The 26,300-nt window shown below is 72.5% G+C and carries 25 protein-coding genes; 13 read left to right on the forward strand and 12 right to left on the reverse strand.

Annotated features, from left to right (window positions below; genetic code table 11):
* Nucleotides 1-134: 134 nt before the first annotated feature.
* A complete protein-coding gene (locus LV457_RS16635) occupies nucleotides 135-503 on the forward strand; it encodes an OB-fold nucleic acid binding domain-containing protein (RefSeq protein ID WP_232172497.1) in 369 nt (122 codons plus the stop codon).
* Nucleotides 500-1,186, forward strand: coding sequence for a DUF3159 domain-containing protein (locus tag LV457_RS16640; RefSeq protein WP_232172499.1), 687 nt, complete (start codon nucleotides 500-502; stop codon nucleotides 1,184-1,186). The genes LV457_RS16635 and LV457_RS16640 overlap by 4 nt, the downstream gene beginning before the upstream one ends.
* A gap of 6 nt (nucleotides 1,187-1,192) precedes the next feature.
* On the opposite strand, the gene LV457_RS16645 is transcribed toward LV457_RS16640, so the two are convergent.
* Complete coding sequence (locus LV457_RS16645; protein WP_232172500.1) at nucleotides 1,193-1,855, reverse strand: TrkA family potassium uptake protein; 663 nt, start codon at nucleotides 1,853-1,855, stop codon at nucleotides 1,193-1,195.
* Nucleotides 1,856-2,521, reverse strand: coding sequence for a TrkA family potassium uptake protein (locus LV457_RS16650; RefSeq protein WP_232172502.1), 666 nt, complete (start codon nucleotides 2,519-2,521; stop codon nucleotides 1,856-1,858).
* Between the two features lie 104 nt (nucleotides 2,522-2,625).
* Here LV457_RS16650 and LV457_RS16655 point away from each other — a divergent pair, with 104 nt between their 5' ends.
* The 4 genes from LV457_RS16655 to dxs are packed head-to-tail and all read left to right on the forward strand — an operon-like array spanning nucleotide 2,626 to nucleotide 9,041.
* Entirely contained in the window at nucleotides 2,626-4,620 is a 1,995-nt protein-coding gene (locus LV457_RS16655; RefSeq protein WP_232172504.1) for an APC family permease, read from the forward strand.
* Nucleotides 4,617-5,792, forward strand: coding sequence for a class I SAM-dependent RNA methyltransferase (locus tag LV457_RS16660; protein ID WP_232172506.1), 1,176 nt, complete (start codon nucleotides 4,617-4,619; stop codon nucleotides 5,790-5,792). The genes LV457_RS16655 and LV457_RS16660 overlap by 4 nt, the downstream gene beginning before the upstream one ends.
* A 4-nt stretch (nucleotides 5,793-5,796) precedes the next feature.
* Nucleotides 5,797-7,098, forward strand: coding sequence for a Na+/H+ antiporter NhaA (gene nhaA / locus LV457_RS16665; RefSeq protein ID WP_232172508.1), 1,302 nt, complete (start codon nucleotides 5,797-5,799; stop codon nucleotides 7,096-7,098).
* A 29-nt stretch (nucleotides 7,099-7,127) separates the two neighbouring features.
* Nucleotides 7,128-9,041, forward strand: a complete 1,914-nt coding sequence (gene dxs / locus LV457_RS16670) for a 1-deoxy-D-xylulose-5-phosphate synthase (RefSeq protein WP_232172510.1) — start codon at nucleotides 7,128-7,130, stop codon at nucleotides 9,039-9,041.
* A gap of 15 nt (nucleotides 9,042-9,056) precedes the next feature.
* Here dxs and LV457_RS16675 read toward each other — a convergent pair whose 3' ends face one another.
* Together LV457_RS16675 and LV457_RS16680 are read right to left on the reverse strand one after the other, a co-directional pair.
* Nucleotides 9,057-10,250: a ribonuclease D gene (locus LV457_RS16675; protein ID WP_232172651.1), complete on the reverse strand. Its 1,194-nt coding sequence runs from the start codon at nucleotides 10,248-10,250 to the stop codon at nucleotides 9,057-9,059.
* Nucleotides 10,251-10,368: 118 nt separating this feature from the next.
* The gene (locus tag LV457_RS16680; RefSeq protein ID WP_232172653.1) at nucleotides 10,369-10,905 is read right to left on the reverse strand and encodes a DUF3000 domain-containing protein; all 537 of its coding nucleotides are present in this window, start codon (nucleotides 10,903-10,905) and stop codon (nucleotides 10,369-10,371) included.
* Nucleotides 10,906-11,029: 124 nt separating this feature from the next.
* Between LV457_RS16680 and hemE the strand changes: the two genes are divergently transcribed.
* From hemE to LV457_RS16700, 4 genes are all read left to right on the forward strand, one after another.
* On the forward strand, nucleotides 11,030-12,079 hold the full coding sequence (hemE, locus tag LV457_RS16685; protein WP_232172511.1) for a uroporphyrinogen decarboxylase: 1,050 nt from the start codon (nucleotides 11,030-11,032) through the stop codon (nucleotides 12,077-12,079).
* Complete coding sequence (locus tag LV457_RS16690) at nucleotides 12,076-13,428, forward strand: protoporphyrinogen oxidase (RefSeq protein WP_232172513.1); 1,353 nt, start codon at nucleotides 12,076-12,078, stop codon at nucleotides 13,426-13,428. The genes hemE and LV457_RS16690 overlap by 4 nt, the downstream gene beginning before the upstream one ends.
* Nucleotides 13,425-14,123, forward strand: a complete 699-nt coding sequence (gene hemQ, locus LV457_RS16695; protein ID WP_232172515.1) for a hydrogen peroxide-dependent heme synthase — start codon at nucleotides 13,425-13,427, stop codon at nucleotides 14,121-14,123. The genes LV457_RS16690 and hemQ overlap by 4 nt, the downstream gene beginning before the upstream one ends.
* A gap of 69 nt (nucleotides 14,124-14,192) precedes the next feature.
* Nucleotides 14,193-16,532, forward strand: coding sequence for a bifunctional diguanylate cyclase/phosphodiesterase (locus LV457_RS16700; protein WP_232172517.1), 2,340 nt, complete (start codon nucleotides 14,193-14,195; stop codon nucleotides 16,530-16,532).
* Here LV457_RS16700 and msrB read toward each other — a convergent pair.
* From msrB to LV457_RS16720, 4 genes are read right to left on the reverse strand one after another with little or no spacing between them, the layout of a single operon-like run.
* A complete protein-coding gene (gene msrB / locus LV457_RS16705) occupies nucleotides 16,492-16,920 on the reverse strand; it encodes a peptide-methionine (R)-S-oxide reductase MsrB (protein ID WP_232172519.1) in 429 nt (142 codons plus the stop codon). The genes LV457_RS16700 and msrB overlap by 41 nt on opposite strands.
* A complete protein-coding gene (gene aftC, locus LV457_RS16710; RefSeq protein WP_232172521.1) occupies nucleotides 16,917-18,203 on the reverse strand; it encodes an arabinofuranan 3-O-arabinosyltransferase in 1,287 nt (428 codons plus the stop codon). The genes msrB and aftC overlap by 4 nt, the downstream gene beginning before the upstream one ends.
* A 26-nt stretch (nucleotides 18,204-18,229) precedes the next feature.
* Complete coding sequence (locus tag LV457_RS16715) at nucleotides 18,230-19,792, reverse strand: alpha/beta hydrolase (protein ID WP_232172522.1); 1,563 nt, start codon at nucleotides 19,790-19,792, stop codon at nucleotides 18,230-18,232.
* 23 nt (nucleotides 19,793-19,815) lie between these two features.
* Nucleotides 19,816-20,622 (reverse strand): pyrimidine reductase family protein, encoded by an 807-nt coding sequence (locus tag LV457_RS16720; protein WP_374198879.1) that lies wholly within the window; start codon nucleotides 20,620-20,622, stop codon nucleotides 19,816-19,818.
* Nucleotides 20,623-20,647: 25 nt separating this feature from the next.
* On the opposite strand from LV457_RS16720, the gene zapE reads away from it, so the two are divergent.
* Nucleotides 20,648-21,682 carry a cell division protein ZapE gene (gene zapE / locus LV457_RS16725; protein WP_232172526.1) on the forward strand — a complete coding sequence of 345 codons (1,035 nt, stop codon included), beginning with the start codon at nucleotides 20,648-20,650 and terminating at the stop codon, nucleotides 21,680-21,682.
* Nucleotides 21,683-21,686: 4 nt separating this feature from the next.
* On the opposite strand, the gene LV457_RS16730 is transcribed toward zapE, so the two are convergent.
* Complete coding sequence (locus LV457_RS16730; protein WP_374198877.1) at nucleotides 21,687-22,274, reverse strand: GNAT family N-acetyltransferase; 588 nt, start codon at nucleotides 22,272-22,274, stop codon at nucleotides 21,687-21,689.
* Nucleotides 22,262-22,774, reverse strand: a complete 513-nt coding sequence (locus LV457_RS16735; protein ID WP_232172528.1) for a DUF1942 domain-containing protein — start codon at nucleotides 22,772-22,774, stop codon at nucleotides 22,262-22,264. Before LV457_RS16735 ends, LV457_RS16730 begins: the two co-directional genes overlap by 13 nt.
* A gap of 181 nt (nucleotides 22,775-22,955) precedes the next feature.
* Between LV457_RS16735 and LV457_RS16740 the strand changes: the two genes are divergently transcribed.
* Together LV457_RS16740 and LV457_RS16745 are read left to right on the forward strand one after the other, a co-directional pair.
* A complete protein-coding gene (locus LV457_RS16740) occupies nucleotides 22,956-23,405 on the forward strand; it encodes an SRPBCC family protein (RefSeq protein WP_232172530.1) in 450 nt (149 codons plus the stop codon).
* A complete protein-coding gene (locus LV457_RS16745) occupies nucleotides 23,392-24,984 on the forward strand; it encodes an NAD(P)/FAD-dependent oxidoreductase (protein ID WP_308192213.1) in 1,593 nt (530 codons plus the stop codon). The genes LV457_RS16740 and LV457_RS16745 overlap by 14 nt, the downstream gene beginning before the upstream one ends.
* Here the strand turns inward: LV457_RS16745 and LV457_RS16750 are convergent.
* Nucleotides 24,967-25,545 carry a restriction endonuclease gene (locus LV457_RS16750; RefSeq protein WP_232172532.1) on the reverse strand — a complete coding sequence of 193 codons (579 nt, stop codon included), beginning with the start codon at nucleotides 25,543-25,545 and terminating at the stop codon, nucleotides 24,967-24,969. The genes LV457_RS16745 and LV457_RS16750 overlap by 18 nt on opposite strands.
* Nucleotides 25,542-26,216: a hypothetical protein gene (locus tag LV457_RS16755; RefSeq protein ID WP_232172534.1), complete on the reverse strand. Its 675-nt coding sequence runs from the start codon at nucleotides 26,214-26,216 to the stop codon at nucleotides 25,542-25,544. The genes LV457_RS16750 and LV457_RS16755 overlap by 4 nt, the downstream gene beginning before the upstream one ends.
* Nucleotides 26,217-26,300 lie beyond the last annotated feature (84 nt).

Raw genomic sequence — 26,300 nt, forward strand, 5'->3', positions numbered from 1 at the left:
CTGCGATCGTGCCCGCCCCGTCGGGACCCGTCGCGACCGGGCCGGACCGGACGTGGAAATACCGCCGCAACAGGTCTACGGTGGCGGGAGCGGGCCCTCCTCGGGCCTGCTCGAACGATGTCTCAGGAGAGGCCATGGCTACGGCCGAACGGTATCTGCGGCGCCTCACCCGTCGGCTCACGGAGGACCCGGAGCAGCGGGACTGCGAAGAGCTGACCGAGGAGATCGCCAGCACCGGCGCGCAGCGCGCCATCGACTGTCACCGCGGCCAGGAGGTGACCATGGTCGGCACGCTGCGCAGCGTCGAAGCCAACGCGAAGGGCTGCGGCTGCGGCGTGCGGGCGGAGCTGTTCGACGGCACCGACACCGTCACGCTGGTGTGGCTGGGGCAGCGCCGAATCCCCGGCATCGAGTCCGGTGGCCGGCTGCGGGTGCACGGCCGGCTGGGCACACTCGACAACGGCGGCAAGGCGATCTACAACCCGCACTACGAAATTCAGTGACCGCCGGCCCGTCGGCGGCGGTCGTCCTCGAGCAGCTCGGCGGTGTGCGCGGCCTGGTGTACTCGTCGCTGCCGGTCATCGTGTTCGTGCCGGTGTCGTCGGTGTTCGGCCTCACTGCGGCCGTCGCGGCGGCGCTGGGCGTCGCCACCGTCATCCTGCTGGTGCGGCTGCTGCGGCGCGAATCGGTGCAGCCCGCCGTCTCGGGCTTCGTCGGCGTCGGCATCGCCGCGCTGATCGCCTACCTCGTCGGCGAGAGCAAGGGCTACTTCCTGCTGGGCATCTGGAGCTCGCTGCTGTGGGCCGTCGTGTTCGGGGTCTCGCTGGTCATCCGTCGCCCGCTGGTCGGCTACATCTGGGGCTGGGTCAGCGGTCACGGCGACGACTGGCGCCGGGTGCGGCGCGCCCGCTTCGCCTACGACCTGGCGACCCTGACGTGGGTCGCGATCTTCGCGTTCCGCTTCGTCCTGCAGCACTATCTCTACGACGCCGACGAGACGGGCTGGCTCGGGGTGGCCCGCATCGCCCAGGGCGTGCCGTTGACCGCCGTCGGTGCGCTGGTCACCTTTTTCGCGATCCAGGTGGCGCGCCGGGCGATGCCGGCCGCGGAGCCGGCCGTCGCGGACGGCGCCGATCACGGTGCTGACCACGACGACGACGCGACCGAGGCGCAGCGCCGGGTGTGAACCGCGTCAGCGGTCGTTCTGCAGCACGACGCCGAGCAGCGCGTCCTCGGACTCCGGCGCCGCCACGAACAGCAGTTCGTCGCCGCCTTCCAGCGGCTCGTCGGGTTCGGGCACGATCACCCGCGGGCCGCGCAGGATCGTCACCAGCGAGACGTCGCGCGGCAGCTGCAGCCGGCGCACCGGCTTGCCGCCCCACGGCGTGTCGCCGGGCAGCGTGATCTCGACGAGGTTGGCCTGACCCTTGCGGAACTCCATGAGCCGCACCAGATCTCCCACGGCGACGGCCTCCTCGACCAGCGACGCCAGCATACGCGGCGTGGACACCGCGACGTCGACACCCCACGCCTCGTCGAACAGCCACTCGTTGCGCGGGTCGTTGACGCGCGCCACCACCCGCGGCACCGCGAACTCGGTCTTGGCGAGCAGGCTCACCACCACGTTCACCTTGTCGTCGCCGGTCGCGGCGATGACGACGTCGAACTCCTCCAGGCGCACCGCCTCCAGCAGCGACAGCTCGCAGGCGTCGCCGAGCCGCCACTGCGCGGCTGGGATGGCGTCGGCGTCGACGTGGCGCGGATCGCGTTCCAGCAGGGTCACCTCGTGGCTGACCACCAGCTCCCGCGCGATCGACCGGCCGACGGCGCCCGCGCCCGCGATCGCTACCTTCACCTAGGGCTCCTCGCTCGGCGGCAGCGCGGCGATCGCCAGCGCTTCTGCGGCACGACCCGACACCGCCGCCACGTACACCTGGTCGCCGGCCTGGATGACGGTCTTCGGTTCGGGCAGCAGCCCGCTGCCGAACCGGATGAGGAACGCCACCCGGGCGCGGGTCGCCGCCTCCAGCTCGGTGACGCGGCGGCCCACCCAGCGCTCGTGGAGCGCCGCCTCGGCGACCGCCACGTTGCCCGACGGGTCCCGCCACTTCGTCGTCCCGCTCTCGCGGGTCAGCAGGTTGAGCAGCCGGTCGGTGGTCCAGGGCACGGTGGCGATGGTCGGGATGCCGAGGCGCTCGTAGACGGCGGCCCGCTTCGCGTCGTAGATCCGGGCGACCACGCGGTCGACGCCGAACGTCTCACGCGCCACCCGCGCCGAGATGATGTTCGAGTTGTCGCCCGACGACACCGCCGCGAACGCGCTGGCGTCCTCGATGCCGGCGCGCAGCAGCACGTCGCGGTCGAAGCCCATGCCGAGGACCCGCTCACCGGGAAACTCCGCCGACAGCCGGTTGAACGCGGTGGCGTCCCGGTCGATGACGGCGACCTCGTGCCCCACCCGCGACAGCGCGCCGGCCAGCGACGCGCCGACCCGGCCGCAGCCCATCACCACAACGCGCACCGACCCGTCCTCCCGGATGCCGCGGCTCGGTCTCCGATGAGCCTGTTCACGCCACTGCTGTGCACCGTACAGCGGCCCCACCGGTGGGCCTAGTCTTGGACCTCGTGTCCAAAGTATCGACCGCCGCCCGCCGGCTGGTCCTGGGTCGGCCGTTTCGCAGCGACCGACTGGCGCACACGCTGCTGCCCAAGCGGATCGCCCTGCCGGTGTTCGCCTCCGACGCGATGTCCTCGGTCGCCTACGCGCCGGAGGAGATCTTCCTGGTGCTCTCGGTGGCGGGCTTGACCGCCTATTCGATGACGCCGTGGATCGGTCTCGCGGTCGCCGGCGTGATGCTCGTGGTGGTGGCGAGCTACCGCCAGAACGTGCACGCCTACCCATCGGGCGGCGGCGACTACGAGGTGGTCACCACCAACCTCGGTCCGACCGCCGGGCTGACGGTCGCCAGTGCGCTGCTGGTGGACTACGTGCTCACGGTGGCGGTGTCGATGTCGTCGGCGATGTCCAACATCGGATCGGCAGTGCCGTTCGTCGACCACCACAAGGTGTGGTTCGCGGTGGCCGCGATCCTGCTGCTGATGGCGGCGAACCTGCGCGGGATCCGCGAATCCGGAACCGCGTTCGCGATTCCCACCTACGCCTTCATCGGCGGCATGTTCCTCATGCTCGGGTGGGGCTTCTTCCAGATCTACGCCCTCGGCAAGGACCTGCGCGCCGAATCAGCGGATTTCGAGATGCACTCCGAGCACGGCGAGGTGCTGGGGGTGGCGCTGATCTTCCTGGTGGCGCGCGCGTTCTCGTCGGGATGTGCGGCGCTCACCGGCGTGGAGGCCATCAGCAACGGCGTGCCCGCGTTCCGGAAACCGAAGTCGCGCAACGCCGCCACCACACTGCTCATGCTCGGCGGCATCGCCGTCAGCCTGCTGCTGGGCATCATCATGCTGGCCGAACGCACGGGCGTGCAGATCGCCGAACATCCGCACGAGCAGCTGGTGGGGGCGCCCGCGGACTACCACCAGAAAACGCTGATCGCGCAGCTGGCCGAGGCAGTGTTCGCGGGCTTCCCGCTGGGCCTGTGGCTGATCGCCGGTGTGACCGCGCTCATCCTGGTGCTGGCGGCCAACACCGCGTTCAACGGCTTCCCGGTGCTCGGCGCGATCCTCGCGCAGGACCGCTACCTGCCGCGGCAGCTGCACACCCGCGGCGACCGGCTCGCGTTCTCGAACGGCATCCTCTTCCTGGCCGCCGCCGCGGTGGCGTTCGTGGTCGCGTTCCGCGCCGAGGTGACCGCGCTCATCCAGCTCTACATCGTCGGCGTGTTCGTGTCGTTCACGCTCAGCCAGATCGGCATGGTGCGGCACTGGACGCGGCTGCTGGCCGAGGAGAACGATCCGGCCGCCCGCCGTCGGATGATGCGGTCGCGGGTCATCAACACCATCGGATTGCTGTGCACCGGTGCGGTTCTGGTGGTCGTGCTGGCGACGAAGTTCGTGGCCGGCGCGTGGATCGCCATCGTCGCGATGACGAGCCTGTTCGTCATCATGAAGCTGATCCGCCGCCACTACGACACCGTGGCGCGCGAGCTGGAGAACCAGGAGGCCGAGCGCGGCGACGTCGTGCTCCCGAGCCGCAACCACGCCGTGGTGCTGGTGTCGAAGCTGCACCTGCCGACGCTGCGGGCGCTGTCCTACGCCCGCGCGACGCGGCCCGACGTGCTGGAGGCCATCACGGTCAGCGTCGACGACGCCGAAACCCGCGAGCTGGTGCACAAGTGGGAGGACAGCGACATCTCGGTGCCGCTGAAGGTGGTGGCGTCGCCGTACCGGGAGATCACCCGGCCGGTGCTCGACTACGTCAAGCGGGTGACCCGCGAGTCGCCGCGCACCGTGGTGACGGTGTTCATCCCCGAGTACGTCGTCGGCCACTGGTGGGAGCAGCTGCTGCACAACCAGAGCGCGCTCCGCCTCAAGGGCCGGCTGCTGTTCGAACCCAACGTGATGGTGACGTCCGTGCCCTGGCAGCTGAACTCGTCGGAGCGGCTCAAGGCCCTCGAACCCCAGCACGCGCCGGGCGACGCGCGGCGCGGGTTCCTCGAGTGAGCGCCGAGCTCACGCTCGTCGTCGGGGATCCGGCCAACGGCGGCAGCTGCGTGGCCCGCCACGAGGGCCGGGTGGTGTTCGTCCGGCACGCGCTGCCGGGGGAGCGGGTGCGCGCGCGCGTCACCGATGCGCGCACGGCGTTCTGGCACGCCGATGCGGTCGAGATCCTGGAGCCCTCGGCCGACCGGATCGCGCCGCTGTGCCCGATCGCCGGTGTCGACGGGTCCGGTTGCTGCGACCTGTCGTTCGTCGACCCGGCCGCGGCGCGCACCCTGAAGACGGCCGTGGTGGCCAATCAGCTCGCCCGGCTCGGCGGCCAGCACTGGGACGGCCAGGTGCAACCGCTGGGCCCGTCGGCCACCGGCTGGCGCACCCGGGTGCGGCTCGCCGTCGACCCCGGTGGCCGGCCCGGTTTCCACCGCTATCACAGCGAGGAAGTGGTCACCGACCTGCGGTGCGGCCAGCTGGCGCCGGAGTTGCTCGACGGCCTGGCGCTGTGGCGGTTTCCCGTCGGCGCGGCGGTGCACGTGGTCCGCGACGACGACGGCCGGCGCCACGTGGTGCAAGCGGGCCGCGACGTGCGGACCGAGGTGGTCGAGGGCGGCTACGAGGCGACCCACCGCGTCGGCGGTCGCACCTGGCGGGTGCCGGTGACGGCGTTCTGGCAGTCCCATCCCGCCGCGCCCGCGCGCTACAGCGAGCTCGTCGGTGAGTGGGCCGAGCTGAGCGACGGCCAGACGGCGTGGGATCTCTACGGCGGCGCGGGCGTGTTCGCGGCCGTGCTGGCCGACGCGGTCGGCGAGCGGGGCAGTGTGCGCAGCGTCGACACCTCCCGGCTGGCGGGCCGCGCGGCCCGCGAGGCGCTCGCCGACAGCCCGCAGGTCGAGGTGGTGACGGATTCGGTGAAGCGGGTGTTGCAGCGCAACGAGCCGCCGGCGGACGTGGCCGTGCTCGACCCGCCGCGCACCGGCGCCGGCCGCGAGGTCGTCGAGGCGCTGGCGCGCGCCGGTGTGCCGCGCATCATCCACATCGGATGTGAGGTGGCCGCCTTCGCCCGCGACGTCGGCCTGTACCGCGAGCACGGCTACGCCGTCGCGCGACTCGAGGCGTTCGACGCGTTTCCGCTCACCCACCACGTCGAGGGCATCGCGCTGCTGACCCGGGAGCGCTGAGGGCGTGTCCCGCACCCTGCTGTCCCGCGGCTCCTGGCGCGAGACCTCGCGGGTCACCGAGATCCTGCGCCGCGAGACCGTCGGCGGCGCGGTGCTGCTGGTCGCCGCCGCGGCCGCGCTGATCTGGGCCAACTCGCCGTGGTCGGCGGCCTACCACTCGCTGCGGGACACCCGCGTCGGCGCCGACGTGGCGGGGCTGCACCTCGACCTCACGCTGGGCACCTGGGCCGCCGACGGGCTGTTGGCGATCTTCTTCTTCGTCGTCGGGCTGGAGCTCAAGCGCGAGTTCGTCGCCGGCGACCTGCGCAGCCCGGCGCGCGCGGCGCTGCCCATTGCGGCCGCGGTGGGCGGCATGGTGGTGCCGGCACTGTTCTTCGTCGGCTTCGCCACACAGGGCGATGACGGCGCGCTGCGCGGCTGGGCCATCCCGACGGCCACCGACATCGCGTTCGCGGTCGCGGTGCTGGCGGTGATCTCGACGCATCTCCCGTCGGCGCTGCGCACGTTCCTGCTGACGCTGGCGGTGGTCGACGATCTGCTGGCAATCACCGTGATCGCGGTCTTCTACACCGAGCGGATCGACGTCACGGCGTTGGCGCTGGCCCTGATACCCCTCGCACTGTTCGCGGCATGTGTCCGGCGCCGGATCCGCAGCTGGTGGCTGCTGGTGCCGCTGGCCGTGGCGACCTGGGTGTTCATGCACGAGTCCGGTGTGCACGCCACGGTCGCCGGGGTGCTGCTGGGGTTCACGGTGCCCGTGCCGAGAAGCGACGCCGCGGGCGGACCCGACGCCGGGCCCGGGCTGGCCGAACACTTCGAGCACCGCGTGCGGCCGATCTCGGCCGGCGTCGCGGTGCCGGTGTTCGCGTTCTTCGCCGCCGGCGTCACCATCGGCGGCCGCGACGGCCTGACGACGGCGCTGACCGACCCGGTCGCGCTGGGGATCGTGGCCGGGCTCGTCGTCGGGAAGACCGTCGGGATCTTCGGCACCACCCGGCTGTTGTCCGCCGCCACCCGAGCCACCCTGGACCCGTCGCTGCGGTGGGTCGACGTCTTCGGCGTGGCGCAGCTGGCGGGCATCGGGTTCACCGTGTCCTTGCTGATCGGTGACCTCGCCTACGGCCAGGGGTCGGCGCGCGGCGACCACGTGAAGGTCGCCGTGCTCGCCGGGTCGTTGCTGGCGGCGGTGCTGGCGGCCGTGGTGCTGCGGCTCCGCAACCGCCATTACCGCGCCGTCGCGGAGCTGGAGACCCGCGACGACGACCGCGACGGCACGCCCGACGTGTACCAGTTCCGGAACGACTGAACCCCGCCGCAGGTGCGTAGACTGGCCGGATGCTTGATCAGATCCGCGGTCCTGCTGATCTACAGCGCCTTTCGCAGCGGCAGCTCGGCGAACTCGCCGACGAGATCCGGCAGTTCCTCATCCACAAGGTGGCGGCCACCGGCGGGCACCTCGGGCCCAACCTGGGGGTCGTGGAGCTGACCCTGGCGCTGCACCGGGTGTTCGACTCGCCGCACGACCCGATCATCTTCGACACCGGCCACCAGGCCTATGTGCACAAGATGCTCACCGGCCGCAGCCGCGACTTCGACACGCTGCGCAGGAAAGACGGGCTCTCGGGCTATCCGTCGCGCACCGAGAGCGAGCACGACTGGGTCGAGTCGAGCCATGCCTCGGCCGCGCTGTCCTACGCCGACGGCCTGGCCAAGGCGTTCGAGCTCGCCGGGCACCGCAACCGCCACGTGGTGGCGGTCGTCGGCGACGGCGCCCTCACCGGCGGCATGTGCTGGGAGGCGCTCAACAACATCGCGGCCGCCAACCGGCCGATCGTCATCGTCGTCAACGACAACGGCCGCAGCTACGCACCCACCATCGGCGGCTTCGCCGAGCACCTGGCCGCGCTGCGGCTGCAGCCGGGCTACGAGCGGGTGCTGGAGAACGGCCGGCGGGCGGTGCGGGGCGTGCCCGTCATCGGCGAGGTGTGCTACCAGGCCATGCACAGCATGAAAGCCGGCATCAAGGACGCGCTGGCGCCGCAGGTGCTGTTCACCGACCTCGGCCTGAAGTACGTCGGCCCGGTCGACGGCCACGACGAGCACGCGGTCGAGGTGGCGCTGCGCAACGCCCGGCGCTTCAACGGCCCGGTGATCGTGCACGTCGTCACCCGCAAGGGGATGGGCTTCGCGCCGGCCGAGAACGACGTGGCCGAGCAGATGCACGCCTGCGGGGTCATCGATCCCATCACCGGTGCGGCCACCAAGGTGGCGGCGCCGGGGTGGACGTCCACGTTCTCCGACGCCCTCGTCGCCTACGGCGCGCACCGGCGCGACGTGGTCGCCATCACCGCCGCCATGCCCGGACCCACCGGCGTCGCCGCGTTCGGCGCCCAGTTCCCCGACCGGCTCTTCGACGTCGGCATCGCCGAGCAGCATGCGCTGACGTCCGCCGCCGGGCTGGCGATGGGCGGCCTGCATCCGGTGGTCGCCATCTACTCGACGTTCGCGAACCGGGCGTTCGACCAGATCATGATGGACGTCGCGCTGCACCGGCTGCCCGTCACGCTGGTGCTCGACCGCGCCGGGGTCACCGGCAGCGACGGCGCGAGCCACAACGGCATGTGGGACATGGCCATGCTCGGCATCGTGCCCGGCATGCGGGTCGCCGCGCCGCGCGACGCCACCCGGCTGCGCGAGGAGCTCGGCGAGGCGCTCGACGTCGACGACGGCCCCACCGCGCTGCGATTCCCGAAGAGCGATGTCGGCGAAGACATTCCGGCGCTGCAGCGGCGCCACGGCGTCGACGTGCTGGCGCTGCCCGCCGACGGGCTCTCCGACGACGTCCTGCTGGTGGCCGTCGGGCCGTTCGCCGGCCTGGCGCTCGCCGCGGCCACGCGGCTGCGCAAGCAGGGCATCGGCGTCACGGTCGTCGACCCGCGCTGGGTGCTGCCGGTGCCCGACGAGGTGGTCCGGTTGGCCGCCGCGCACAAGCTGGTGGTCACCGTCGAGGACGGCGGCGTGGCCGGCGGTATCGGTTCGGCGGTGTCGGCGGCGATGCGCCGCGCCGAGGTGGACACCCCGGCGCGCGACGTCGGCGTCCCGCAGCGGTTCCTGCCGCACGCCTCCCGCGGCGAGATCCTCGCCGAGATCGGCCTGACGGACCAGGACGTCGCCCGCCAGATCACCGGCTGGATCGCCGCGCAGAGCAGCGCCGCCACCGCCGCCGGCGAGGTCCGCGAGCGCGCCTGAGCGCGCGCGGCCCGCTTACTCCGACAGCGCCGCGGCCAGCGCGGGAACGACCAGTTCCCGCTGCCAGGGCCGCGCGCCGCCGTCGCGCAGGAAGTCTTCGATGGCGCCGGCCACGTCGTCGCCGCCGACGCCGTCCCAGCACAGCCGGCGCAGCAGCTCGGGGGACAGCAGGTTCTCGCTCGGGACGGTCACGCGCTGCGACACCTCGGCGATCGCGGCGCGCGCCTTGTCCAGCCGCGCCGCCGCCTCGGGCTTGCGGCGGCTCCATCGCACCGCGGGCGGGGGTCCCGTCGGCGGTTCGGCCGGTTCCGTCGGCTCCGGGTGCTCGCGTGCCCGCGCCAGCGCGTCGAGCCACACCTGGGCGCTGCGCCGCTGCTTCGACCCGCCGAAGATCGGCAGCGCCGTCAGCTCCGCGGCGGTCTTCGGGTCGGCGACCGCCGCGTTGACGATCGCGGCGTCGGGCAGGATGCGGCCCGGCGCAATGTCGCGGCGCGCCGCGATCTGGTCGCGGATCTGCCACAGCTCCCGCACCGCCGCCAGCCCGCGCGGGTCGCGGATCTTGTGGATGCCCGAGGTGCGGCGCCAGCGGTCCCGCCGCGTCGGAGCCGGCACCGCGGTGCGCAGATATTCGAATTCCTGTGCCGCCCAATCGGTTTTGCCCTGTTCGGCCAAGACCGCCGCGACCGCGTCACGCAGTTCGATGAGCACTTCGACGTCCAGTGCGGCGTAGTTGAGCCAGGCGTCGGGCAGCGGGCGTTTCGACCAGTCGGCGGCGCCGTGGCCCTTGGCCAGGCCCAGCCCGAGCAGCCGCTCGACCATGGTCGCGAGGTTCACCCGCTCGAAGCCCGCGAGCCGGCCGGCCAGCTCGGTGTCGTACAGCTCCGGCGGCCGCAGGCCGACTTCCGCCAGGCAGGGCAGGTCCTGGTCGGCGGCATGCAGGATCCACTGGTCGGTGGACAGCACCTCGGCGAGCGGACGCAGCACCTCGACGGTGTCGCCGGCGCCGTGGCTCACCGGATCGACCAGCACCGTCCCGGCGCCGGCCCGCCGGATCTGGATCAGGTAGGCCCGGTTCGAGTACCGGAAGCCCGACGCACGCTCGGCGTCGACGGCGAATGCGCCGGATCCCGACGCGAGCCGGTCGGCCGCGGCGGCGATGTCACGCGCGGTGACGGAAAGCTCGGGCACCCCATCGGCGGGCGCGAGCAGCGGTGTGACCGCAGGCTCGGCGGGCTCGTCGGCGCTGTTGTCGGCGTTGTCGTCGCCGTTACGGTTCGGCTCCGCGCTGTTCGACACGGCATGTCACTTTACGGGCGGGTGGGTGCGGTCAGGCGCGCGAGCGGGACCCGAGGCTGGTGACGCCGACGGGCGGCAGGCCGGCGGCGTGCTCCAGCACGTCGCAGAATGCCTGCACGTGGCCCTGCAGCGACAGGTCGTTCGCCGTCCACGACGCCCGCAGCTCCAGCTGGTGGGCGCGCGGCGGGCCGGAGATGTCGCCGTAGCGGACCGACGTCGTAGCGGTGACGGTGCCGCCGAGCGCGGTGACGCCGCCCGCCCGGCTCTCCAGTGCCTCGGCGAGCCAGCTCCACGCCACCTCGGGCAGCAGCGGGTCGACCGCCTCGCTGGCGTCCAGGTCGGCCTGGATGTAGGCGACCAACCGCATGGTGCCGTCCCAGGCGTCGGCGCCGTCGGGGTCGTGCAGCAGGATCAGCCGGCCGAACGCGTCCCCTTCGGACCGTTCGGGCACCACCTCGGTCTCGGGGTGGCGGACCTCGGCGCCCAGCGCATAGCTGTACGGAGCAAGCCGCTGCGGCGGCCGGATCGGACCGAGCTCGATCTCCGGGCGGACGGCCGCGGCGTTCATCGCCGCCACCGCCGTGCGGAACTGCTCGGGTTCGGCTGCGGTCACGCCAGCAGACGCTAGACCTGCCGGCCGCGCTGCGGGCGCAGGCGCGCCGCCGCGCACGCACATGGCAGCATGGGAAGCGATGAGCAACCGCCGTGAGCTGCCCGAATCGCCGTATCTGACCGCCGCGAACGGGCGCAAGCCGCGCCACGTCCCGGTGTGGTTCATGCGGCAGGCGGGCCGCTCGCTGCCGGAGTACCGGGAGCTGCGGGCGCGCAACACCATGATGCAGGCCTGCTTCGACGCCGACCTCATCACCGAGATCACGCTGCAACCGGTGCGGCGACACGGCGTCGACGCCGCCATCCTGTTCTCCGACATCGTCGTTCCGCTGCGCGCGGCCGGCGTGGACGTCGACATCGTCCCCGACGTGGGGCCGGTGATCGGCACTCCGGTCCGCTCGGCCGGCGACGTCGACCGCCTGACGCCGCTGCGCGCCGAAACCGTCGAGCCGGTGGCCCGCGCGGTGACGCAACTGACCCGCGAGCTCGGGGAGGTGCCGCTGATCGGGTTCGCCGGAGCGCCGTTCACCCTGGCGTCCTACCTGGTGGAGGGCGGACCGAGCAAGCACCACGACCGCACGAAGGCGATGATGCTCGGCGACCCGGACACCTGGCACGCGCTGATGGCGCGGCTCACCGACATCACGGTCGGGTTCCTCCGGATGCAGCTGGCCGCGGGCGTCGACGCGCTGCAGCTGTTCGACTCCTGGGCCGGCACCCTGTCGCTGGCCGACTACCGCCGCCACGTGCTGCCGCACAGCGCCCGGGTGTTCGCCGAGCTCGCCGACGCACGCGTGCCGATGACGCACTTCGGGGTCGGCACCGCCGAGCTGCTCGGCGCGATGGGGGAGGCGGGCGCCACCGTCGTCGGGGTCGACTGGCGGACGTCGCTGGCGGACGCGGCGGCGCGGGTGCGGCCGGGCACGGTGCTACAGGGCAACCTCGACCCGGTGGTGCTGCTGGCCGGTTGGCCGGTCGTCGAGCGGGAGGTGCGACGGGTGGTCGACGACGGCCGGCGGGCGGTGGACGCCGGCGCCGGCGGCCACATCTTCAACCTGGGCCACGGCGTGCTGCCCGCGACGGATCCCGGCGTGCTCACCGAGACGGTGTCGCTGGTGCACGCGTTGTGACGTCGTACTGCGTCGTCGGCGGCGGCATCGCGGGCCTGACGGCGGCGTACCGGCTGCGCCGCGCGCTCGGCGACGACGCCACCATCACGCTGTTCGAACCCGCGGACCTCGGCGGCATCCTGCAGACGCGGGAGCTCGCCGGACACCCCGTCGACGTGGGCGCGGAGGCGTTCGTCGCCCGCCGGCCCGAGGTGCCGGCGCTGCTCGCCGAGCTCGGCCTGGCCGACCGGCGGGTCGAGACCACCGGCGCCCGGCCGCTGATCTACAGCGAAGGCCGGCTGCACCCGCTGCCCACCGGCACGGTGAACGGGATACCGGCTGCGCCCGAACCGCTCGCCGGACTCGTCGACGACGCCACGCTGGCGACGATGCGCGACGAGCCGGCCCGGCCGATGCGCTGGGCGCGCGGCGCGGACCCCGCCGTCGGCGAGGTGGTGGCCGACCGATTCGGCGACCAGGTCGTCGCGCGCTCGGTGGACCCGATGCTGTCCGGGGTGTACGCCGGTTCGGCGCGCACCATCGGCATCCGCGCGGCCGCCCCGGGCGTCGCCGCCGCGCTGGACGCCGGGGCTGCGAACCTCACGGCCGCGGTGGCGCAGGCGTTGCCGCCGGCGACCGGCGCTCCGGTGTTCAACGCTGTGGCCGGCGGCTACCGCGTGCTCGTCGCCGAGCTGGTGCGCCGGGCCGCCGCCGACCTCCAGCGCGCCGCGGTGACCGACCTGGTGTCCGACGGCGGCCGGTGGCGGCTGCGGGCCGGCGACCGCTGGTGGTCGGCCGACGGTGTGGTGCTGGCCGTGCCGGCCCCGGTGCTGCCGGTGCTGCTGGCCGACGCGGCGCCCGCGGTTGCTGCCGCCGCGGCCCGCATCCGGGCGGCGTCGTCGGTGGTGCTCGCCATGGCGCTGCCCCCCGACACCGCCTTGCCGCAGCAGTCCGGGGTGCTGGTAGCCACCGGCGAGCCGCTGCACGCCAAGGCGATCACGCTGACCAGCCGCAAGTGGGGCCGCGGCGGTGACGTCGAACTGCTGCGGATGTCGTTCGGCCGGCTCGGCGACCAGGTGGCCCGCGCGGTGTCCGACGAGACGCTGCGCGGCTGGGCGCTCGAGGACCTGCGGACCGTGTTCGGCCTGTCGGTCGAGCCGATCGCGGTGGCGACCGCCCGCTGGCTCGACGCCATGCCGCAGTACGGACCGGGCCACGCCGGGCTGGTCGCCGAGCTGCGCGGCGGGCTCCCGCCCGGGCTGGTGCTGGCCGGCAACTTCCTCGACGGGATCGGCGTGCCGGCGTGCGTGGCATCGGGGACCGCGGCGGCGGCGGCGCTGCGGACGGTAAGTGGCACGATGGAGCCATGACCCGGCTCGATTACGACGCGCTGAACAGCACCATCCGCTACCTGATGTTCTCGGTGTTCGCGGTGCGCCCGGGCGAGCTCGGCGACGACGACCGCGCCGCCGTCGTCGACGACGCCGCGACGTTCCTCAAGCAGCAGGAGGAGCGCGGTGTGGTCGTGCGCGGCCTCTACGACATCGCCGGCATGCGCGCCGACGCCGACTTCATGATCTGGACGCACGCCGAGCGCATCGAGGACCTGCAGGCCACCTACGCCGATTTCCGGCGCACCACCACCCTGGGCCGGGCGTGCACCCCGGTGTGGAGCGCCACCGCGCTGCACCGGCCCGCGGAGTTCAACAAGAGCCACATCCCGGCGTTCCTCGCCGGCGAGGAACCGGGCGCCTACATCTGCGTCTACCCGTTCGTCCGCTCCCTCGACTGGTACCTGCTGCCCGACGACGAGCGCCGGCGGATGCTCGCCGAGCACGGGATGGCCGCCCGCGGCTACAAGGACGTCCGGGCCAACACCGTGCCCGCGTTCGCGCTCGGCGACTACGAGTGGTTGCTGGCCTTCGAGGCGCCCGAGCTGCACCGCATCGTCGACCTGATGCGCGATCTGCGCGCCACCGACGCCCGCCGCCATGTGCGCGAGGAGATCCCGTTTTTCACCGGCCCGCGGGTGGCCGTCGAGCAGCTCGTCGAACGGCTGCCGTAGCGGCTCCGCCGGGGCGTCCGCCAGAAGTTTGCTAGGCTGCCGCGGAGTGCTTGGATCGGAGTGACGCGCGTGCCGCTGCCTACCCTGTCGTTGCGGCAGCCCGCGCAGGCTGTCGCGGTTGCCGCGATCGTGGTGGCGGCGGGCTTCGTCGTAACGCTGCTCGGTGGCTGGAGCCGCGACCCGGCCTTGTGGTGGCTCGACGAGTTGACGTTCATCGTCCCCGGCGCCTTCGCCGCCGCCTGCACCGGCTGGGCGGCGCGCGCCGAGTTCGGTCGCCGCCGGATCGCCTGGACACTGCTGACCGCCGGCCTGGTGGCGTGGACCGTCGGGAACCTGGTGTGGATGTACTACGAGTCCTACCTGCGCCAGCCGCCGTTCCCGTCGCCCGCCGACATCGGCTACCTGGCGTTCCCGGTGTTCGCCGGGATGTCGTTGTTGATGTTCGCCGCCCACGAGTGCGGGCCGTACCGGGCCCGGTTGCTGCTCGACGGCTGCATCGTCGCCGGTGCGCTGTTCGTCGTGTCCTGGGCACTGGTGATGCGCACCGTCGTCGAGAGCGCCGAGCGCCCCACCCTCGCGACCGTGCTGTCGCTGGCCTATCCGGCCGCTGACGTCGTCGTCGTCACCATGGCGGTGCTGGTGCTCACCCGGGCGCGGGGGCGGCGGCGCGCCACCCTGCTGTTGCTGGCGTCGGGGCTCGCCGCGGTGGGAGTGTCCGACACGGTCTTCGCCTACCTCACCGCGCACGACCGCTATGTCAGCGGCGGCCCGACCGACGTCGGCTGGGTGGTCGGATTGCTGCTGCTGGCGATCGCCGGCCTGCTGGAGCGGCGCCTCCCCGCGGGCGACGAGGATCTGCCCATGCACGTGCCGTCCTGGATCGGGTTGTGGTTGCCCTACGTTCCGCTGCTGATGGCGGGCGTCGTCGTGACGGTCGAGTACGTCGACGACATGCGCACCAGCCCGGTGCTGCCGGTGTCGCTGGGTGTGGTCACCGCCGTGCTGATGCGGCAGTTCGCGGTGGTCCGCGAGAACCGCCGGTTGTTGACCACGGTCGCCGAGCAGGCGCTGCGCGACCCGCTCACCGGCCTGGCGAACTCCGGCTCGTTCAACGAACGCCTCGCCGACGCGCTGCGCCGCCGGCAGCGCACCACGTCGGTGGCGGTGCTGGTGCTCGACCTCAACGACTTCAAGCTCATCAACGACAGCCTCGGCCACCACGCCGGCGACGAGGTGCTGGTCGAGGTGGCGCGCCGCCTCCGCCGGTGTGTCGCCGACCACGACGTGGTGGCCCGGCTCGGCGGCGACGAGTTCGCGGTGCTGGTCCAGTCACGGACCGACCGGGGCGAGTGGATGGCCGAGCGGGTGGTCGAGGCGTTCGACGACCCGATCATCGTCGACGATCAAGAGCTGGTGCTGCGGGTGAGCGTGGGGTTGGCGGCCGCACCGCCCCGCGACCGCGACCTCTCGGCGCCCGAACTGCTGCGCCGGGCCGACACCGCGATGTACGCGGCCAAGCGGCGACGCACCCGCGGTGTCGCCCAGTTCAGTGCGTCCATGCCGCCGGCCCGGCCCAGCCGGCCCGCCTCGGAGGGCGGCGCCGCGCAGGTGCGGCTGCTCGGCGAGCTGCGCGAGGCGATCGAACAGGTGGACCTGTGCCTGGTCTATCAGCCGAAGGTGCGATTGAGCAGCGGAGAGGTCGTCGGCGTCGAAGCGCTGCTGCGCTGGCCGCACGTCGAGCGGGGGATGCTGCCGCCCCAGGAGTTCCTGCCGCTGGTGCGCCGCCACGGCCTGATGCGGTCCATCACAGACCTGGTGCTCGACCGTGCGCTCGACGAGGCGGCGCGGTGGCAGGCCGGCGGCTACGGCGTGCCGGTCGCGGTGAACCTGTTCGCGCCGTCGCTGGTGCACCGCCAGCTGCCGGGGCAGATCCTGCGCGCGCTCGCCGACCGGGGGCTGCCGGGCGGGGCGCTGACCGTCGAGATCACCGAGGACCTCTACCTCGACGACATGGCCCGGTCCCGCGCCGCGCTGCAGACGCTGCGGGAGCGCGGCGTGCAGATCGCGGTCGACGACTTCGGCAGCGGCTATTCGGCGCTGCGTTATCTGCGCGAACTACCGATCGACGAGTTGAAGCTGGACCGCGAGTTCATCACGCCCGTGGTCGCCGACGCCCGCGCCGGTGCGCTGGTGCGCAGCGTGATCGACCTGGCGCACGGGCTCGGTATCACCGTGACGGCCGAGGGCGTCGAGGACGGCGGGACCGAGCGCCTGCTGCGGACGTTCGGCTGCGACGTCGCGCAGGGCTACCACTACAGCGCCCCGCTGGACTCCGACGGAATCCGCGACCTGCTGCGGCGTCGCCGCGTCACGAGCCCGTCGGCACCAGCCGCAGCGAAATCGAGTTGATGCAGTAGCGCTGGTCGGTGGGCGTCGAATAGCCCTCGCCGGTGAACACGTGGCCGAGGTGGCTGTGGCAGGTGGCGCACAGCACCTCCACGCGCCGCATGCCGAGCGAGTCGTCGGTGCGCAGGATCACCGCGTCGCTGTCGGCCGGGTCGAAGAACGAGGGCCAGCCGCAGTGCGACTCGAATTTCTCGGTGCTGCGGAACAGTTCGGCGCCACAGGCCCGGCACTGGTAGACACCTTCGGTCGTGGTGTCGGTGTACTCGCCGGTGAAGGGCCGCTCGGTGCCGGCGCGGCGCAGCACGGCGTACTCGGCGGGCGTGAGCTTCTCGCGCCACTGCGCGTCGGACAGCTCCAGTTTGGGGCGGGGGAGGTCGGTCCCAGAGGTCATGCGTCCACGGTAGCCCTGGGCGCAGCCGGCGTCATCCACGGCGGATCGATGCCGTCGGCGAGCCGGTCGTCGGCCTTGGCGTCCAGGTAGCGGAAGTACAGCACCGAGCAGACGACGATCATCAGCAGCGACCAGCCGTAGGTGACGCGCAGGTATTCGAGGAAGCGGCCGGTCACCATCCAGTGGAACAGCAGCCACTTGTCCAGCGCCATGAACCCGTAGATCGCCGCCCAGGCGGGCCAGTTGCGCAGCACCGAGTTCGGCAACACCACCGTCATCAGGAACGGGAACAACATCATCGAGTAGTACGCCTGGCCCAGTGACGTGACGAGCCAGGACGTCGTGAGCAGCACACCCGACGATGTCAGCAGCCAGAACCGCTGGTCCCGGGTGCGGTAATAGCGGTACAGCAGCCACAGCGACACCACCGCCAGCAGCACGAACAGCAGCCGCAGCGCCCACATCAGCCAGAACGGCAGGCCGAAATACAGCCCGTTGCCCTGGATGGAGCTGTTGAAGTAGTCGCGGGTGCCGAGGATGTAGGGCACCGTGCGGCGGATGAAGTTCATCGGGTCGTTGACCAGCGGCCAGGCCGCCGCGTTGAACAGCAGCGGCACCGCGAAGGCGGTGACCAGCGGGCGCCACTGCCGGTTCAGCAGCGGCAACAGCAGCAGCGGCGCCAGCGAGGGTTTGACCACCAGGGTGAGCCCGATCGCGACGCCCGCCAGCCACTGCCGGTTCGTGCGGCCGTCGAGCAGCCACCGGAAGAACAGCACCTCCAGCAGCAGCATGACGCCGTTGATGTTGGTGAACACCAGCGTGTTGGTCACCGACTCGGTGCAGAACATCGCCAGCAGCAGCGCCGGGGCGGCCACCGAGGCGAGCGTGTAGTCGAAGAGCCGCAGCAGCAGGTAGGCCGCGAGCAGGATCGCGATGACGTTGAAGGTGATGAACCAGTACCGGGCCGCGTCGACGGGCAGGTAGCCGAACGGCGCGAGCAGCAGGGTGCCGCCGGGCGGATAGAGGTAGTGCGGGTCGACGTGGTCGAAGTGCTCGTTGTAGATGTCGACGCCGCGCTTGAAGTTGATGACGGCGGTGTACACCGGCCCGAAGTCGTCGGTGATGTAGCCGTTGGTCGCGAGCACGTAGCTGCGGTGGATCACGGTCAGGATCGCCAGCGGCCACAGCGCGCTGCGCAGCACGGACGCGACGCTCGGCGGTTCGGTGCGCGGGCCGAAAAGGCTGAGCAGCCGGCCGCTGCGCCCGGAGACGGGTTCTGCCACGGGTGGCAACCTACACCGGCGAGTCGTCAAGCCGGGCAGAAGATGTCGGTGCCCGGCAGGTCGCCGGTGTCGAGGTAGCCCAGCAGCGGCGGCGCCGCGCACGCGGTGTACACGGCCGCGCCGTGACCGATGCCCTGCCACATGACGCGCCGGCTCGTCGCGCCGGCGTTGATGATGGCGGCGGCCGTGGCGCCGAGCCCGTCGGTGCCGACGATCGGGTCGTGCTCGACGCCGAGCAGCAGCACGTCGGTCTTGAGGTCGCGCGGGGCCTGCGGTGCGGTGCCGCTCGGCCAGTTGAGGCAGTCGACGAGGTTCAGCGCTGCCACGCTGCCGAACTGCGGGTAGACCTTGCCCCACTCGACGACCAGTTCGCGCACCCGGTCGGGGGTGGGCCGGTTCAGCGAGTCGCTGCAGCCGTTGACGAACTGCCCGTCGGTGTCGCGCAGCGATTCCGCCCGGTTCACCAGGTTGTTCAGTGCGTTGGTGTCGCCGCCGCGGGCCTGGGCGAGCGCCGACGCCAGCGCGGTGGTGGTGCCGACGCGGTCGGACTCCGGATAGCCCAGGGCGGTGACGATTGCGTCGGTGACCGCCGCGGTGGACGGCGCACCGGGGCCGTTGCCGCGTGCGGTGGCGAGCAGCCCGTCGAGCGCCGGCTTGGCGTTGGCCCCCAGCGCACAGTCCGGCAGCGCGGCGCACTGCTGCGCAAACGCGTCGAAGGCGGCCTGCTGCCCCTTCACCTCGGTCTCGGCGGCCGCCTCGGCGCTGACGCCCGGTGCGATCGGCGAGTCGATCACGAGCCGCGCCACCTTGCCCGGATGCAACCCGGCGTAGGCCATCGCGACCTGTCCGCCGTTGCCGATCCCCAGCAGCGCCAGCGCGGGGACGTCCCACTTGCTGCGCAGCTTCTCGAGGTCTTCTGCGGCGTGGGCGTTGTCGTACGCCGAATCTCCGGGGGCGATGACGTCGGTGCAGCTGGTGGTGGCCGTGCGGCTGATCTCGCCGAGGGTGGCCACCGGGTCGTCGCCGGGCAGGGTCTGCGCCTGGTCGCGCATCTCCTGGCTGTCGAAGGTGTCGCGGCACGTCAGCGCCCCGGACAGGCCCATGCCGCGCCGGTCGACGGCGACGATCGGCCGCTGTGCCAGGAGGTCGGCGCCCGACCGGGACAGCCACTGTGGCAGCTGCAGCGACGTGGCGATGTCGGAGCCGGTGGTGAGCACCAGCGGAGCCGCGTCGGCGGGCGTGCGGGGGCCGCTGGCCCGCACGACGCCGATGGTCACCGATCCCGGGGCGCCGTTGATGGAGTCGAGGTCGGCGTCGAAGGACGCGCATTCCAGCCGTACCCCGCCCGCCGGGCGCACACCTGCGTCGGTGAAGAGCCGCGACGTGCACTCCGACCACGACAGGTCGTTCTTCGGAGGCTGCAGTGGCGGGGGACCGTCGGTGGGCGGGGCCGTCGTCGGCTCGTCGGCGCGGGCGCCGCCACCGTCGTCGACGACGTAGGGCGGGGTGGACGACAGACCGGGGGCGCAGCCGGCCAGCAACGCCGTGAGCACTGCGAACGTGCCGAGGAGGCGCGCGTGCCGGACCATGGCGACCACAGTAGCGGCTGCGCTCAGCCGGTCCCGGTCGCGCGCAGGTAGCGCAGATAGAGGTAGCCGTCGGGGTCGGTGAGCTGGTGTGCCAGCCGCAGCGGGCTGCGCACCGCGGCCGCCCCGGCGCTGACCCGGGTCGAGCTCCCGCCGACCAGCAGCGGCGACAGCGTCAGGCACAGCTCGTCGAGCAGATCGCGCGCGACGACCCCGCCGAGCAACCGCGGGCCGCCCTCGGTGAGCACCCGCAGGAGCCGCCGCCGGCCGAGCGCGGCGAGCACCGCCGCTTCGTCGACGACGTCCGGGTCGGTTGCCGAGCCGTCGATGACCTCGGCCAGCGCGCCCAGCCGGTCGCGCGCGGCGGGGACCGCGCGGCGGGTGGTGACGATCAGGGGCCGCACCTGCGTGGCGGTGAAGGCGGCGGCGTCCGGGTCGAGCGCCCCGGACCGGCTGACGATGGCCAGTGGCGGGAGATCTGTCTGGCCGCGGTCGCGGCGGGCCCGGCGCTGCTCGTCGGTGAGCGTGACGCCCGAGTAGCCCTCGCCGCGCACGGTGCCGGCGCCCACCAGCACGACGTCGGCCAGCGCCCGCAGCGTGAAGAACACCGCCCGGTCGCCGCGGCCCGCGAGCGCGCCGGACTCGCCGCCGACCGTCGTGGCGCCGTCGGCGGAGGTGATCATGTTGGCGCGCACCCAGCAGTGGGTGAGCCCGTCGGGGTAGCGGTAGAGCTCGGTCAGTGCGGCGTCGTCGAGGGTGGCGCCGGCCGGCTGGAGCACTGTCAGCTGCGTCGGCGCACCGACCCGCTCGTCCTCACCGGCCACGAAGACGATTGCAGCACGTCGCTACAGTGCCAGCATGCCTGGCCCCTCCGCCGACGTCGGCGCGCTGGTACAGCGGCATCCGTCGGTGACGCCCGAGCGGTTGGTCGCCCAGTTGGTGCCGCCGCCGACGTTCGTCGACGTCAGCTTCGACAGCTACCGGCCGGATCCGGCCGAGCCGAGCCAGGCCGCCGCCGTCGAGGCCTGCCGGGAGTTCGCGCGGGAGGCCCGGCGGCGTCGCGCGGGGAAGAAGAAGCTGTTCGGCCGCCGCGAGGTGCTGCCCGGTGCGGGCCTCTACCTCGACGGCGGGTTCGGCGTCGGCAAGACGCACCTCTTGGCGTCGATTTATCACGCGCTGCCCGAGGACGCGTCGAAGAAGGCGTTCGCGACGTTCGGCGAGCTGACCCAGCTGGCCGGGGTGTTCGGGTTCACCGAGTGCATCGACCTGCTCGGCGACTACGTGGTGGTCTGCATCGACGAGTTCGAGCTCGACGACCCCGGGAACACCACGCTGATGTCGCGGATGCTGTCCGAACTGGTGGCGCGCGGCGTGTCGATCGCCGCGACCTCGAACACGCTTCCCGAGCAGCTCGGCGAGGGCCGGTTCGCCGCGCAGGACTTCCTGCGGGAGATCAACACCCTCGCGGCCATCTTCCAGACGGTGCGGGTGGAAGGGCCCGACTACCGGCACCGCGACCTGCCGCCCGCGCCCGAATCGCTCAGCGACGACGAGGTGCGCCGTCGCGCCGCCGGTGTGCAGGGCGCGACCGTGGACGATTTCGACGAGCTGTGCGCGCATCTGGCGAGGATGCATCCGTCGCGCTATCTGACGTTGATCGAGGGCGTCACGGCGGTGTTCCTCACCGGCGTCCATCCGATCGACGACCAGAACGTGGCGCTGCGGCTGGTGGCGCTCACCGACCGCCTCTACGACGCGGGCATCCCCGTCGTGGTGTCGGGCGCGAAGCTGGACACGATCTTCAGCGAGGAGATGCTGGCCGGCGGCTTCCGCAAGAAGTACCTGCGGGCGACGTCGCGGTTGCTGGCGCTGACGAACGCCCCACTGCCGTAGGGGTTCACAGCAGGCGCACCATCACGTGGTCGTGCTCGAGCTGCTTCCCGACGCGAAACGTCCTGTCACCGGTGCGGACGAAGCCGTGTTTGCTGTAGAACCGCTGCGCGCGCAGGTTACGGCCGTTGACGCCGAGCCAGACGCCGGCCGCGCCGCGCGCTCGGCAGGAGTCGAGCGCGGCCGCCATCAGGGCCGCCGCCACACCGCGGCCGTGGTGGCCGGGCGCCACGTACATCTTCGAGATCTCGATCGCCGGCCGGAACGTCACCGCGCGCCGCACGTCGTCGGTGTCGGCGACCCCGCAGACCAGCATGGTGTAGCCGACGATCCGGTCGGCGTCAGCGTCGGCGTCGATGGCCACGAGCACCGCGCGGCCGGGGTCGGCGAGATGGTCGGCGAACCTCGCCGGCGTGAAGTTGGCGGCGACAAAGGCGGCGATGTCGTCGTCGGTCAGCGACGGCGGGCAGGCCAGCGGGAACGTCGCCGCCGCGAGGGCGGCCAGGTCGTCGACGTCGGCGGCCGTGGCGGCGCGGATCAGCGGAGCGACCTCCGCGGCGTCGGCGGCGGTGTGTCGGGACGTCAGAGCGTCCACTGGGCGAGGTGCATGCCCGTGCGGACCTCGCGCAGCACGATCCAGCGGATCGGCTGCCGGTAGGCGTCGAAGTAGACGCCGCCGGTGACGGTCGACCCCTGCGGCGCCCGGGTCAGCTGGTATTCGAGCAGCGCGTCGGGGTTGTCGGTGTGCTCGGCGATGTAGCCGTCGGCGCCCGGTGCGACGCCGGTGAAGGTGAAGTGCGTGGCCATCGCGTGCGGCGTCGGGACGTGGACCGCCTGCACGGTCACCTGTGCGCGGTAGAAGTTGTCGCGGCCCGGCTGCGTCGGCGGGTCGACGCCGCCGGGGAGGGGCACCGGCACCAGGTCGTGGACGGTGACGTCGGCGACGATGTCCTGGTACTGCACCCGCAGCGTGTCGCCGATCCGGCCGAGCGGCGACAGCCGCTCCTCGTCGGGCGTCGCGGCGCCGACGGGGGCGTAGGCCAGGGCGAGCGCGGCCAGGATGCCCGTGACCACGATCGCGCACCACCGCCGCATAACGCCTCCTGGTCGCCAGGATCCTGTCAGGGCACATGATGGCACACCGGCGCCCGGCGCCCCGGGGTAACGCACGTCATGGTTTGTTCACTCGCGGCAATGAGAACGGCGGGCGGTGGGTATGCGTGGCGCGATGGTGCTTCGACGGATCTGCTCTCACCGCAGGAAGGACAGCGACACTATGACCGTCACACGCGAGACCACCGCGTCCCGCGCGCAGGTGTGGGACGTGCTGGCCGACGGCTGGACCTACTCGCAGTGGGTCGTCGGCAACAGCCGCATGCGCGCCGTGGACGCCAATTGGCCGGCGCCGGGCTCGAAGATCAAACACTCGGTCGGGGTGTGGCCGCTGCTGCTGAACGACGAGACGACCGTCGAGAAGTGCGTGCCGCGAAGCGAGCTGGTGTTGCTGGCCAAGGGCCGGCCGTTCGGTGAGGCGCGCATCACGCTCAAGCTCACCGACCTGCCCGACGGCGGCTGCCGCATCGAGATGACGGAGGTGCCGGTGAGCGGCATCGGCCGGCTCGTACCCGACCGGCTGGCGCTGGCCGGCGTGTACCCGCGCAACCGCGAGTCGACCTGGCGGCTGGCGGCGCTGGCCGAGCGGCTGGTGCCCGGTGACGTCGAGTAGCGCCGACGCGGTGGTGATCGGGGCCGGGCACAACGGCCTGGTCGCCGCCGCCATGCTGGCCGACGCCGGGTGGGACGTGGTGGTGCTGGAGGCGCAGCCCGAACCCGGCGGCGCGGTGAAGAGCGCGGAGCTCACCCCCGGCTACGTCACCGACCTGTACAGCGCCTTCTATCCGATGACCGCGGTGTCGCCGGCCATCGCCGCGCTTGAGTTGGAGCAGCACGGCCTGCGCTGGACGCATGCGCCCGCCGTCGTCGGGCACGCGCGCTCCGCCGAGGACGACGACGCGCCGGTGATCTGGCGCGACATCGACCGCACCGCCGCCGACCTGGCGCGCCGGCATCCCGCGGACGGCGACAACTGGATGAAGGTCACCTCCTGGTGGCGTGGCATCCGGGAGCCACTGCTGGAGACGCTGTTCTCGCCGTTCCCGCCGGTGCGCGGCGCCGCCCACCTGCTGCGGCGGGTCGGCCCGGCCGAGGCGGTGCGGCTGGTGCGGCTGCTCGTGCTGCCGGCGATGGTGATGGCCGACGAGCTGTTCGACGGCCCCGACGCCAAGCTGCTGCTGTTGGGCAACGCGATGCACGCCGACGTGCCCGTCGACTCGCCGGGCAGCGGCATCATGGGCCTGCTGCTCACGATGCTGGCGCAGGAGGTGGGCTACCCGGTGCCCGTCGGCGGCGCCGGCCAGCTCACCGCGGCGCTGGTGCGGCGGGCCGAGGCGGCGGGTGCCCGCATCGAGTGCAACCGCGAGGTGACCGGGGTGCAGGTCAGCGGCGGCCGGGCCACCGCGGTCACCACCGCCGACGGCGCAACGGTCCGGGCGCGGCGGGCGGTGCTCGCCGACGTGACCGCCCCCAAGCTGTTCCGGGACCTGCTTCCGGCGGACGCGGTGCCGCAGCGGCTGCGCGCCGAGCTCGACCACTTCACCTGGGACACCCCGGTGGTGAAGGTGAACTACGCGCTGCGCGAGAAGATCCCGTGGCGGTCGCGCAGCCTGTCGCAGGCCGGCACGGTGCACCTGGGTGCGGACGCCTTCGGCCTCATCAGGTGGATGGCCGACATCAACACCAACGTCGTGCCCGAGCATCCGTTCATGCTGTTCGGCCAGATGACCACCTCGGACCCGTCCCGGTCGGCCGACGGCACCGAGAGCGCCTGGGCCTACACCCACATGCCGCGCGAGGTGCACGACGACGCCTCCGCCGAACGCCTCGCCGACGCGGTCGACCGGGTGCTCGAAGCGCACGCGCCCGGCTTCTCCGACCGGGTGGTGTTCCGCAACGTGCAGCGCCCGTCGGACCTCGAGGCCTCCAACGCCAACCTGCACGACGGCGCCGTCAACGGCGGCACCGCACAGGTGCACCAGCAGCTGATCTTCCGGCCCTATCCGGGTTTCGGCCGTTCCGACACCCCCATCGAGGGGTTGTTCCTCGCGAGCGCGTCGGCCAGCCCGGGCGGCAGCGTGCACGGCGTATGCGGCCGCAATGCGGCGTCGGCGGCGCTGTCGTCGGGCAGCAGGTTCAGCTGGCCGCGCCGCAAGCTGACCGCGTCGGTGATGTCACTGCTCGAGCGCTGAGGCATTCAGCCGTCGCAGCGTGCGCGGCAGGTCGCCGAGGTGGTGCCCGTCCACCAGGACACAGCCGTGCCGTTCGGCGAGCCGCTGCGCCGCCGGCGTGAACGCGTGATTGGTGACGACCATGGTCGCCGTGCAGTCCTGCATCGGTGCACCCGCCACCACCTCCTGCACGGCCGCCGCGCCGACCGGCCGCGCCTGCCGCTTGCACTGCACCGCGATGCGGTGCGGCCGCGCCCCGACGATCAGGTCGACACCCCAGTCGCCGGTACGTGGCGTCATGATCACCGGCAGGCCGCAGCGGCGCGCGATATGGGCGACGTGGTCCTCGAATTGCTCGCCCGTCATCGCCTCGATCGCCCGGTTGCGCGGCGGCGTGGGCGCCGGCGCCGTCAGGGCCCCTTCGAGCGCGCCGCGCAGGAAGTGGGGGAGCAGCAGCAATGCCAGTGGCGCGCCCGCACCGATCGCCAGCGCCCAGCGTGCGTCGGCTCCCTGCGAGAACGCAACCGTGGCGGCCAGCACGGCTGCAGTACCGCCGCGAAACAGGCTGCGTCCCAGCCTCATTGACGACGGCGTTCACTGCGCCATATTCCGTAGTCGAGGTCGGTGGCGGTCATGTCGAGCCGGTTCGCCGCCTGGCTGACGGCCTCGACGGCGAGATCGGCGTCCACCGAAGGCAGTTCGAGCGCGCGCGCCACGAACCGGCGGACCATGCGGTCGGGTTTGACGCCGTCGACGCCCGCGAGCATCTGCACGTAGTGCCAGGTGACCCCGGAGGACTGGCCGGGCACCCGCCACCACGCCGCGGCGGCATCGGTGAGGCCGCCGGGTTGCTTCGCCGCGGCACGGAACTGCTGGGTGGTGTCAAACCCGTTGTCGTGCAGGGCGTGTGCAGCCGCCTCGATCGCCGCCGCCTTGAGCGGCGAGGTGGTGTGGCTCGACGTCCGGTTGCGGTTACCGATCGCCTTCGCCCACTGCTCCGGCCCGCCGACGTCCGCGAAGGTCTTGAGCAGATCCCCGACGCCGTCGGTGTCCGCGTCAGCATGTTCGCGCTCCCGGTGCTCCCGGTATCGACGCACCACGTTCTGGACGCTGGTGTAGCGCACGCCCGTCGACTGCACGGCGTCGACGACGCAGAGCGCCAAGCTGTTCGGATAGCCGCCGGGGGCTTTTGCGTCTGTCAGTTCTTCGCAGTGGGCGACCAGAGCGTCGAGCTGCGCGATGTTCGGCATCATGGCCCGAGCGTGGCACGGGGCACCGACAACGGGGGTTCGGATTCGGTCGAGTCGCCCCGGACGCACCCGCCGCGGCCGCTGGTT

Origin of the sequence: Mycobacterium sp. MYCO198283 (assembly GCF_021213805.1) — a bacterium.
GTDB lineage: Bacteria > Actinomycetota > Actinomycetes > Mycobacteriales > Mycobacteriaceae > Mycobacterium.